The organism is Microbulbifer variabilis (assembly GCF_023716485.1).
GTDB lineage: Bacteria > Pseudomonadota > Gammaproteobacteria > Pseudomonadales > Cellvibrionaceae > Microbulbifer > Microbulbifer variabilis_B.
This window is the reverse complement of the sequence record NZ_CP092418.1, coordinates 4,694,759-4,706,251: the sequence shown is the minus strand read 5'-3', so window position 1 is coordinate 4,706,251 and position 11,493 is coordinate 4,694,759. Positions and strand designations below refer to the sequence as shown.

Genomic DNA, 11,493 nt, shown 5'->3' with positions numbered 1-11,493 from the left:
GAACTGATATTTATTAGGTGTCGATTTTCCTATTAACGCAAAATCGGTATTTTACTGCTAGAAGTAAATGGCTTGTTTAGCTTTAATGGGAGGTATTCTTTTGGGTTAATTCTCTGGCCACATCCAACATCCGATTCGCAAACCCCCACTCATTATCAAACCAAATCAATATCTTTACTAATTTTCCGCCGGCAACCCGTGTCTGACTGGCATCAATAATTCCCGAGCGCGGGTCGTGATTAAAGTCGCAGGAGGCGAGGGGTTCTTCGGTGAAGCCGAGTACGCCTTTAAACTCGGTCGCAGCTGCGGATTTTAGTAAAGCGTTGATCTCACTTTGACTTACGTCTTTTTGTAATTGAACCGATAGATCAATAGCGGAGACATTAACAGTGGGTACGCGCATAGCCTGGGCTTCGAACTTTCCAAATAAGTGCGGCAATATGCGCTCGATGCCGCGGGCGAGTGCGGTGTCGACGGGAATAATTGAGGTAACGGCGGAGCGTGTTTTTCTTAAATCGGTGTGGTGATAGGCATCGCTTACCGGCTGATCGTTCATGGCGGAGTGGATGGTGGTCAGCACGCCCGCTTCTATACCAAACGCCTTGTCGAGCGCTGCGATTACCGGCACGCTGCAATTGGTGGTGCAGGAGGCGGCAGAAATAATAGTTTCATTGCCGTTCAGGGTGTGATCGTTAACCCCATAAACAATGGTGGCATCCACATCGCGGCTGGCGGGCTGGGAGAATAAAACTTTTTTTGCCCCTGCGGCCAGGTGCAGTTCGGCACAGCGCCGCTCTTTAAAACTACCGGTGCATTCCAGCACAATATCGACATTTTCTTCGCGCCAATTCAGGTCTTCCAAACGCTCGAAATGCGTAACTGCGATGGAATCGCCATTAACTGTTAGTGTGTCATATTTCACTGAGACATCACCGGCGAAGCGACCGTGTACCGAATCGTACTTGGTAAGGTGGCCGATGGTAGCGCAGTCTGCCAGCTCGTTGATGGCGACAATCTGTAGGGTATCGCGGGCGCCGGATTCGTACAGAGCGCGCAGAACGGAGCGGCCGATACGGCCATAGCCATTAATGGCGAGTCGGGTGGTCATAGCGGTACATGCCGGATAGGAATTGAAGGCGTAGCCGAGACGCCCCTCGCGATATTGTGTGCAAGGGGCGCCCGGCTAGAGTGCTGAAATTAGTTCAGCACTTTCTCGACGGTTTCCACCACATTTTCCACGGTGAAACCGAAGTGGTGCATCAGCTCGCCGCCGGGGGCGGACTCACCGAAGCTGCTCATGCCGATAATGGCGCCGTCAAAGCCGACGAACTTATACCAGTAATCCTGGTGGCTGGCCTCTACGGCCACGCGTGCGCGCACGGCGGAGGGCAGTACCGATTCGCGGTAGGACTCGTCCTGCTCCATAAAGGCTTCGGCGCAGGGCATGGAGACCACACGCACCTTCTTGCCCGCGAGCTTTTCTTGGGCGGCCATGGCCAGCTCCACCTCAGAGCCGGTGGCGATAATGATCGCTTCCGGGGTGCCGTCGCAGTCGGACAGTACATAGCCGCCCTTCTCTACCTGGGCCAGCTGTGCGGCATTGCGCGGTTGCGGCGCCAGGCCCTGACGGCTGAACACCAGGGTGCTGGGGCCATTTTTACGTGCGATAGCCATTTTCCAGCTCACTGCGGATTCGGTGGCATCGCAGGGGCGCCAGGTGTGTAGATTGGGGGTAGAGCGCAAAGCACTCAGCTGCTCAACCGGCTGATGAGTGGGTCCATCTTCACCAAGGCCAATGGAGTCGTGGGTGTAGACAAAGATCACGCGCTGCTTCATCAGTGCGGCCATGCGCACGGCGTTGCGGGCGTATTCCATAAACATCAGGAAAGTGGCGCCATAGGGGACGAAACCGCCGTGCAGGGCGATGCCGTTCATCATGGCGCTCATGCCGAACTCACGCACGCCGTAGTAGACGTAGTTGCCGGAGGCATCTTCGGCACTGACGCCCTTGGAGCCGGACCAGATGGTGAGGTTGGAGCCAGCCAGGTCGGCGGAACCACCGAGGAAATCAGGCAGCAGCGGACCGTAGGCGTTCAGTGCATTCTGGCTCGCCTTGCGCGAGGCGATTTTCTGCGCATCGTCCTGGCACTGCTGAATATAGTCATCGGCCTTTGCAAAAAAGTCTGCGGGCAGTTCGCCGCGCATACGGCGCTCGAATTCGGCAGCCAGCTCGGGGAACTCTTCGCGGTAGTCGGCGAAAATGTCTTTCCACTCGTCTTCCTGGGCTTCACCCTTGGGTTTGGCGTCCCAGTCGGCATAGATCTCCGCGGGGATTTCGAAGGGGGCGTGGGCCCAGCCGAGGGTTTCGCGTACCAGGGAGATTTCATCGTCACCCAGAGGTGCGCCATGGCACTCCTCGCGGCCCTGCTTGTTGGGGGAGCCGAAGCCGATCACGGTTTTACAACAAATAATGGTTGGCTTATCGCTGTTCGCGCGGGCCTCTTCGATGGCGGCTTTAATGGCGGTGGCGTCGTGGCCATCCACATTGGGGATTACGTGCCAGCCATAGGATTCAAAGCGCTTGGGCGTGTCGTCGGTAAACCAGCCTTCTACTTCTCCGTCGATGGAAATGCCGTTGTCGTCATAAAAGGCGATTAGTTTGCCCAGGCCCAGGGTGCCGGCCAGGGAGCAGGCCTCGTGGGAAACACCTTCCATCAAACAGCCGTCACCCATAAATACATAGGTGTGGTGGTCGACCAGCTCGTAACCCGGACGGTTGAACTGTGCTGCCAATACTTTTTCAGCCAATGCCATACCAACGGCATTGGTAATACCCTGGCCGAGAGGGCCGGTAGTGGTTTCTACGCCCGGCGCATAACCGTACTCCGGGTGGCCCGGGGTTTTGGAATGCATCTGGCGGAAATTTTTCAGCTCTTCGATCGGCAGGTCGTAACCGGACAGGTGCAGCAGCGAGTACAGCAGCATGGAGCCGTGGCCGTTGGAGAGCACAAAGCGGTCGCGGTCGGCCCACTCGGGGTTGGCTGGATTGTGCTTCAGGTAGTCATTCCACAGCACTTCGGCGATATCCGCCATACCCATAGGCGCACCGGGGTGGCCGCTGTTGGCTTTCTGGACGGCGTCCATAGACAGGGCGCGAATAGCATTGGCCTTGTCCGTGCGAGAGGGAATAGAAGACATAGGAAGAACTCTCTGATTTTCGGATGGCCGCGGGGTGCTCTACAGGCGCTTCCCGCAGCGACAAAATGGGGGCGTATTTTCCCGTAAAGGTGTGTCTCACGCAAAGGCTTGCGGAGGAAAATTGCTATTAAGTGAAGCAACAATTGCCCAGGTTTATGTGCTGATGGTGGCCATAAGCACCTACATCAAAATAATTTTATAAAGCTATATCAAAGTTCTTTGATATAGGGTGGTGTGCCTGATAGACTCGTCCGCATGTCTGAAATCCAGCCCATTTCTCAATCCGGCACCGGCGCGGAAATTCCCCAACTGGCGGCGACCCTAAAAGCTGCGGGGGATCCCCTGCGCCTGGAGATTTTGCGCCTGCTTAGCCAGGACTCCTACAGCGTGCTGGAACTCTGCCGAATTTTTGATCTGCGCCAACCGGCCCTGAGTCACCACCTCAAGGTGCTTGCCCAAGCGGGGTTGGTGAGCAAGCGCCGCGAGGGTAACAATCTCTTTTACCGGCGCACAGGCAGCACACCGCTGCTCGCTCAGCTGTTCGCCAACCTGGACCAGTTGCCGCTATCAGACGCGCGGGCTCAATCGGTGGCGCGTATCTCGGAGGAGCGCGCCGAAGCCTCGCGTCGCTTCTTTGCGGACTACGGCAATCGCTTTCGTGAACAGCAGGAGTTGATCGCCAGTTACAGCGTGTATGGCCCGCAGGTGGCACAGCTGCTCAACTCTGGCCGCCATGCCCTAGAGGTGGGGCCCGGTGAGGGGGAGTTCCTACAGGAGTTATCCCTGCGTTTTGCCACAGTCACTGCGCTGGATCTGTCCTCGGCTATGTTGGAGCGCGCCCAGGCATTCGCCGATGAGCAGGGCCTGGCCAATATCGAATTTGTCTGTGGTGACACCCGTGCTGCAGCGGCACGCCCAGCCAGTGCGGACAGCGTTGTGGTGAATATGGTATTGCACCACACCCCCGACCCCGCACAGATTTTCCAGGACTTACAAGGCGCGCTGAAAAGTGGTGGCCAGTTACTGGTGGCAGAGCTACAGGAGCACGGTCAGGACTGGGCGCGGGAAGCCTGCGGTGATCTATGGCTGGGATTTGCCCCCGAACAGCTGAGCCAGTGGGCACAAACTGCCGGTTTAAGGGACGGCCGCAGTGTCTACAGTGCGCTGCGCAATGGCTTTCAGATTCAGATCAGAGAATTTGTAAAACCCTGACAACTGCAGTCGATTGTCAGGCCCAGAATTTTGCTAACCGCCCGCGGCGGAACACATGGAGACTCTCACATGAGTGAATACAAACTGTTTACCTCGGAATCCGTGTCTGAAGGGCACCCGGATAAAATCGCCGACCAGATTTCCGACGCGGTATTGGATGCTCTGTTGGCTCGTGACAAGCAGGCGCGCGTTGCCTGTGAAACTCTGGTAAAGACCGGTATCGCGGTTATTGCCGGGGAAATCTCCACCTCCGCCTGGGTTGATCTGGAGGAATTGGTGCGCAAGGTGATTACCGATATCGGCTACACCTCCTCCGACGTGGGTTACGACGGGGAAACCTGTGGTGTGATCAATGTCATCGGCAAGCAATCCCTGGATATTGCCCAGGGTGTCGACCGCGCCAAGCCGGAAGACCAGGGTGCTGGCGACCAGGGCCTGATGTTTGGCTACGCCACCAATGAAACACCGACTTTTATGCCGGCGCCTATCTATTATTCCCACCGCTTGGTGGAGCGTCAGGCTGAGGCGCGTAAGTCCGGCCTGCTGCCCTGGTTGCGCCCGGATGCCAAGAGCCAGCTTACTTTCCGCTACGACGACCAGGGCCGTCCCTGCGCTATCGATGCGGTGGTGCTCTCCACCCAGCACAATCCCGATGTGAGCCAGGCCGACCTGCGCGATGCGGTGATGGAGTTGATCGTACACCATACCCTGCCGACAGAGTGGCTACACAAGGACACCAAATTTCATATTAACCCTACCGGTAATTTTGTGATTGGCGGCCCCGTCGGTGACTGTGGCCTGACCGGGCGCAAAATTATCGTGGATACCTACGGCGGTTCTGCGCGCCATGGCGGCGGTGCCTTCTCCGGTAAGGACCCGTCCAAAGTGGACCGCTCTGCGGCCTATGCCGGTCGCTATGTGGCCAAGAATATTGTCGCCGCAGGCCTGGCCAAGCGCTGTGAAATTCAGGTGTCCTATGCCATCGGCGTTGCCGAGCCTACCTCGGTTGCCATCAATACCTTTGGCACAGGCGTGGTTTCCGAAGAGAAACTGGTGGAGCTGGTGCGCGAGAATTTCGATCTGCGCCCCTATGCCATTTCAAAATCCCTCGATCTGCTGCACCCCATGTATCAGCTGACTGCAGCCTACGGCCACTTTGGCCGCGATCCCTTTACCCACACCTATAACTGGGTGGATGGCAACGGCCAAGCGCGCAGCGAAACTTTCACCGCCTTCCCCTGGGAGAAGACTGACAAGGTCGATGCGCTGCGTGCGCAGGCGGGCTTGTAATCTACTGGATAAACGCGGCTCCATATCGTGAGTCGCTATCAGGAGGCGCCGTGGCGCCTCAGTGAGTGAAAAGAACATTACTGGAACTCAAAAGAATGAATCAAATGAGCACTGAATTTAAAGACTTTAAGATCGCGGACATCTCACTGGCCGAGTGGGGCCGCCGTGAAATTGAAATTGCCGAAGGTGAAATGCCGGCGCTGATGACCCTGCGGGAGAAATACCGCGCGGAACAGCCTCTCGCCGGTGCGCGTATTATGGGCTGTATCCATATGACCATTCAGACCGCAGTACTGATTGAAACTCTGGTTGCCCTGGGTGCTGAAGTACGTTGGTCTTCCTGTAATATTTTCTCCACTCAGGACCACGCTGCTGCCGCGATCGCCGCACGCGGAATTCCTGTGTTTGCCTGGAAGGGTGAAACGGAAGAAGAGTACGAGTGGTGTTTAGAGCGTACCGTGGGTGCCGATGTTGCCGGCTGGCAGCCGAATATGATTCTCGACGACGGTGGTGACCTCACCGAACTGCTGCACCGTAAATACCCCGCCGTCCTGAACAATTGCCACGGTATCAGTGAAGAAACCACCACCGGCGTACATCGCCTGCAGGACATGTTGCGTGAAGGCACCCTTAGAGTTCCGGCGATCAACGTCAACGACGCCGTAACCAAGAGCAAAAATGACAACAAATACGGTTGTCGTCACAGCCTGAACGATGCAATCAAGCGCGCCACTGATCACCTGCTGGCGGGTAAGAAAGCGCTGGTTATCGGTTACGGTGATGTGGGTAAAGGCTCCGCCGCTTCGCTGCGCCAGGAAGGCATGATCGTAAAGGTTTCTGAAGTGGATCCCATCTGTGCCATGCAGGCCTGTATGGATGGTTTCGAGCTGGTTTCTCCCTACATTAATGGTATTAACACCGGCACCGCCGAAGGCATTAATAAAGAGCTGCTGGCCAATACTGACCTGATTGTCACCACCACCGGCAATGCCAATGTCTGCGATAAGCATATGCTGGCGGCACTGAAGAGCGGCGCTGTAGTTTCCAATATTGGCCACTTCGATAATGAAATCGATACCGCCTTTATGCGTGAGAACTGGGAATGGCAAGAAGTGAAGCCCCAGGTGCATAAAATAGTGCGCAATAGCGAAACCAATGATCACCTGCTGTTGTTGTCCGAAGGCCGTTTGGTAAACCTGGGCAACGCCACTGGTCACCCCAGCCGTATTATGGATGGGTCATTTGCCAACCAGGTTCTCGCGCAAATTCACCTGTTTGAAGAGAAGTTTGCCGACTTGGCCTCCGATCAAAAAGTGTCTGCACTCTATGTCAAGGTACTGCCCAAGCACCTCGATGAGGAAGTCGCGCGCTATATGGTGGAAGGTTTTGATGGAGTAATTACCCGTATGACCGAGGAGCAGGCCAAATACATTGGTGTTTCTGTCGACGGTCCATATAAGCCCGAAAGCTATAAATATTAATACCCTCATAAAAGATGCCGGCTGTGCCGGCATCTGAATTTCGGAGGGCCTGGAAAATATAATGAAAAATCCCATTCGCATCAGTTTCGAATTTTTCCCACCCAAAACCCCCGAAGGCCGCGTTAAGCTGTATAAAACCCGCGAGGCTTTACAGGCGTTTAATCCCGAATTCTTTTCAGTTACCTATGGTGCCGGTGGTACCACACGTGAAACTACCGCCAATATTGTTACCAATATGCGCAAAGATGGTATTTCCATCGCGCCGCACCTGTCATTTGGTGGAGACAATGAAGAGATCATTCTCGGATTATTAGATATATATAAAGAGGCCGGTGTAAATCGTATTGTGGCCCTGCGCGGGGATATGCCCTCTGGAATGGGTGCGGTGGCGCAACTGGTCTACGCGAATGAGTTGGTGGCTTTTATTCGCCGCCATACTGACGATCATTTCCACCTGGAAGTTGCCGCCTATCCGGAAATTCATCCGGAGTCCAACAGTTATGATGATGATATACGCTATTTAAAAGGAAAGTTTGAGGCGGGAGCGAATAGCGCCCTGACTCAATACTTCTATAACCCGGATTCATATTTTTATTTCATAGATCAGTGTGAGAAAGCCGGTATCGATGCACCGATCTATCCGGGGATTATGCCAATTATTAACTTCGATAATTTAGTGCGTTTTTCGCGTAACTGCGGCGCAGAGATTCCGCGCTGGCTGAAAAAACGTATGGGAAGTTATCGCGACCCCGATGATATCCGTAAGCTGGGTCTCGAAGTAGTTACCGACCTGTGTGAAACCTTATTGGAGGGGGGCGCACCAGGATTGCATTTTTATACGATGAATCAGATTGGTGCCTCAGAGAGTATTTTAAAGGACCTGGGCCTTGAGGCTCGCTAGTCCTCCTTGATATTTTATAGTGCCACCGGGTGTGGGCATTAGTATTTAGCAGGTTGTAAGAGTTAAATAATGCGTAAATATTGCCCACCAACCGAGCCTTTTTCATCGGTCATTTATCAGGATTCCTCCTTTCTAATTTTAAATAAACCCAGCGGTCTCCTCAGTGTGCCTGGCAGAGACCCGGCCCATAAAGATAGTCTGGCAAGCAGGGTACAAAAAAAATACCCGGAAGCACTGATAGTGCACCGCCTGGATATGGATACTTCGGGCCTGTTGGTAATGGCGCGGAGCCCGGAAGTTCACCGCAAACTCAGCACACTCTTTCAAAATCGCAAGGTCGATAAAACCTATATTGCCAGAGTGTGGGGGATACCTACTGCAGACTCAGGTGAGGTGGATCTGCCTCTGATTTGTGACTGGCCAAACAGGCCAAAACAAAAAGTGGATCATGAGGTGGGTAAGCCCTCTCTCACGCGTTGGGAAAAAATATCTAGTACAGCAGACAGCAGCTTACTGCGCCTCTTGCCGGTTACAGGCCGTTCCCATCAGCTGCGGGTGCATATGCAGGCGATGGGACACCCGATATTGGGTGATCCATTCTATGCACACTCAGAAGCCCTAGCTGCGGCTCCGAGATTATTATTGCATGCCAGTGCTTTGGAATTTGTGCATCCGGAGACGCAAGAGCGCCTGAGTATTACCAGTGAATTACCAGAGGCTTTCTCAGCTGAATAATCGTTAATGCTAGTTTTACAACCGGCTTTGATTTTTCATTAAATAAAAAAAGGCGATCTGGTGATCGCCCTTTTTTTGTTGGTCCGCCGTATTATTTTTTATTCTTCATTGCCGCCATTAACAGATCGCCCATGCTGCCACGGCTATTCCCTTGGCTGCCCTTTTGCTGCCGATTGCCCTGCTGCTTGTTATAGCGCTGGGCCTGGCGGTTTTCACGCTGGTCGCCTTTGTTGATACCGCCGCTGCCCTGCTCGCCGGGCTCGTCGGATAGGCGCATGGAAAGACCGATGCGCTTGCGTGCGACATCCACTTCCATCACTTTCACTTTGACGATATCGCCGGCTTTAACCACCTCGTGGGGATCTTTCACGAACTTTTCTGAAAGCGCGGAGATATGGACCAGTCCGTCCTGGTGCACGCCGATATCCACAAACGCACCGAAGTTGGTGACGTTGGTAACAGTGCCTTCCAACACCATGGCCGGGCGCAGGTCTTTGATTTCCTCAACGCCCTCTTCGAAGCGCGCAGTACGGAATTCAGGGCGTGGGTCGCGGCCGGGTTTTTCCAGCTCGGCGATGATATCGGTAACGGTGGGCACACCGAATTTTTCATCGGTGTAATCTGCCGGGTTGAGGCGGCGCAGGAAGGCGGAGTCGCCGATCAGGCTGTTGATCTCGCGGTCGTTTTTCTCGGCGATGCGTTTCACCACGATATAGGATTCGGGGTGTACCCCGGATTTATCCAGCGGGTTTTCACCGTTATTAATTCGCAGGAAGCCGGCGGCTTGCTCAAAGGCTTTGGGCCCCAGGCGCGGTACTTCCATCAGCTGTTTGCGGTTTTTAAAGGCGCCGTGTTGATCGCGGTAGCTGACGATATTGCTGGCGATGGAGGCAGTCAGGCCGGAAACCTTGGCCAACAGTGGCGCTGAGGCAGAGTTCAATTCGGCACCGACACCGTTTACACAGTCCTCTACTACAGCGTCGAGGGAACGCGCCAGCTGAGTCTGTGAAACGTCATGCTGATACTGGCCGACACCAATGGATTTAGGCTCGATTTTTACCAGCTCAGCCAGCGGGTCTTGCAGGCGACGGGCAATAGAGATGGCGCCACGGATGGTGACATCCAGATCGGGAAATTCCCGCGCGGCGAATTCGGAAGCGGAGTACACGGAGGCGCCTGCCTCGTTTACCACCACCTTTTGCGCATTTAATTTGTATTGCTTAATGGTCTCACCGACAAATTTATCGGTCTCGCGACTGGCTGTGCCGTTGCCGATCGCGATCAAGCCTACATTGTATTTATTACACAGGGCGGCAATAACCGCGGCGGATTCCTGATGACGGTTTTGCGGCGGATTGGGGAAGATGGCGGTGTGGTCCAGTATTTTGCCGGTGGCATCTACCACTGCAACTTTCACACCGGTACGCAGTCCCGGGTCCAGGCCGATAGTGGCCTTGTGTCCGGCAGGTGCGGCTAACAGCAGATCTTTGAGATTGCGGGAGAAGACCTTGATGGCTTCCTCTTCCGCTTTCTCGCGCAGCTCACCCAACAGGTCAGTTTCCAACGCGGTAAGCAGCTTGATACGCCAGGTCCAGCGCACCACTTCGCCGAGCCATTTGTCCGCCGGGCGGCCTTCGTCGCTGATATCGAAATGCCGAGCGATCATAGATTCACAGGGATGGCTGGCGGTGGCTGGAGTACCTTCCTCTTCTGGTAATCCAACACTGATGGCGAGGATGCCCTCGTTGCGGCCGCGGAAAATCGCCAGGGCGCGGTGGGATGGCACCTTGGACCAGTCCTCGGCGTATTCGAAATAGTCGCGGAATTTGGCTCCCTCTTCCTCTTTGCCGTCGAGCAGCTTGGATTTAACCTGGCCATCGCGCTTGAGGAAGTCTCGCAGTTTACCCAGCAGTTCGGCATCTTCGGCAAAGCGTTCCATCAGGATAAATTTGGCCCCGTCGAGGGCGGCCTTGATGTCTTTTACCTGTAAGGAGGCGTCTTCATGATCGGTGTTGAGGTATTGCTGCGCTTCTGCGGCGGGATCGAGGGATGGATCGTTAATCAGGGCGTCGGCGAGAGGTTCGAGGCCCGCTTCGATGGCGATCTGCCCTTTGGTACGACGTTTGGGTTTGTAGGGCAGGTAGAGATCTTCGAGGCGGTTCTTGGTGTCGGCACCGTTGATTTGCTGCGCTAATTCTGCGGTGAGTTTGCCCTGTTCATCAATACTCTTGAGGATGGCTGCGCGGCGCTCTTCCAGTTCGCGCAGGTAGCGCAGGCGCTCTTCCAGTGTGCGCAGTTGGGTGTCGTCTAAAGCTCCCGTTACTTCTTTCCGGTAGCGGGCAATAAAGGGCACCGTGGCGCCTTCGTCCAGCAGGGATACTGCGGCAGTTACCTGTTGGGAGCGTACGTTGAGTTCTTCTGCGATGCGAGCGTTGATATCCAGCATTTGATGTCTATATCCGTTTTCCGGGGGTTCGTACCTTAAGGAGCGGCGTTTGACCGGGAAATAGCCTATCGGTTTCCTTGGCTTTGCGCGGCCCGTTGTCTCTCCTGCAACGGTAAATTGGGGCGGGCATTATGCGTTACCAGGGGCTAGCGAGGAAGGTTTGCGATAAAGCACAAACTCCTGCGGCGACCTGCATCCGAATCGACTCTTATCTGCGTCGAACTCCAGTA

8 protein-coding genes are annotated in these 11,493 nt (G+C 54.8%); 5 read left to right on the top strand and 3 right to left on the bottom strand.

Annotated features, from left to right (window positions below; all coding sequences use genetic code 11):
* Nucleotides 1-82: 82 nt before the first annotated feature.
* Nucleotides 83-1,108 (bottom strand): type I glyceraldehyde-3-phosphate dehydrogenase, encoded by a 1,026-nt coding sequence (gene gap, locus MJO52_RS20550; RefSeq protein WP_252083818.1) that lies wholly within the window; start codon nt 1,106-1,108, stop codon nt 83-85.
* A gap of 89 nt (nt 1,109-1,197) precedes the next feature.
* Nucleotides 1,198-3,189: a transketolase gene (tkt, locus tag MJO52_RS20545; RefSeq protein WP_252086042.1), complete on the bottom strand. Its 1,992-nt coding sequence runs from the start codon at nt 3,187-3,189 to the stop codon at nt 1,198-1,200.
* Between the two features lie 264 nt (nt 3,190-3,453).
* Between tkt and MJO52_RS20540 the strand changes: the two genes are divergently transcribed.
* The 5 genes from MJO52_RS20540 (at nt 3,454) to MJO52_RS20520 (ending at nt 8,817) form a co-directional block, all read left to right on the top strand.
* A complete protein-coding gene (locus MJO52_RS20540) occupies nt 3,454-4,410 on the top strand; it encodes a metalloregulator ArsR/SmtB family transcription factor (protein WP_252083817.1) in 957 nt (318 codons plus the stop codon).
* A gap of 69 nt (nt 4,411-4,479) precedes the next feature.
* Entirely contained in the window at nt 4,480-5,700 is a 1,221-nt protein-coding gene (gene metK / locus MJO52_RS20535; protein WP_252083816.1) for a methionine adenosyltransferase, read from the top strand.
* A 95-nt stretch (nt 5,701-5,795) separates the two neighbouring features.
* Nucleotides 5,796-7,181 (top strand): adenosylhomocysteinase, encoded by a 1,386-nt coding sequence (gene ahcY / locus MJO52_RS20530; RefSeq protein ID WP_252083815.1) that lies wholly within the window; start codon nt 5,796-5,798, stop codon nt 7,179-7,181.
* Between the two features lie 61 nt (nt 7,182-7,242).
* On the top strand, nt 7,243-8,082 hold the full coding sequence (gene metF, locus MJO52_RS20525; protein ID WP_252083814.1) for a methylenetetrahydrofolate reductase [NAD(P)H]: 840 nt from the start codon (nt 7,243-7,245) through the stop codon (nt 8,080-8,082).
* 69 nt (nt 8,083-8,151) lie between these two features.
* Nucleotides 8,152-8,817, top strand: coding sequence for an RluA family pseudouridine synthase (locus MJO52_RS20520; RefSeq protein ID WP_252083813.1), 666 nt, complete (start codon nt 8,152-8,154; stop codon nt 8,815-8,817).
* A 91-nt stretch (nt 8,818-8,908) separates the two neighbouring features.
* On the opposite strand, the gene MJO52_RS20515 is transcribed toward MJO52_RS20520, so the two are convergent.
* Nucleotides 8,909-11,263 (bottom strand): Tex family protein, encoded by a 2,355-nt coding sequence (locus MJO52_RS20515; RefSeq protein ID WP_252083812.1) that lies wholly within the window; start codon nt 11,261-11,263, stop codon nt 8,909-8,911.
* Between the last annotated feature and the right edge of the window lie 230 nt (nt 11,264-11,493).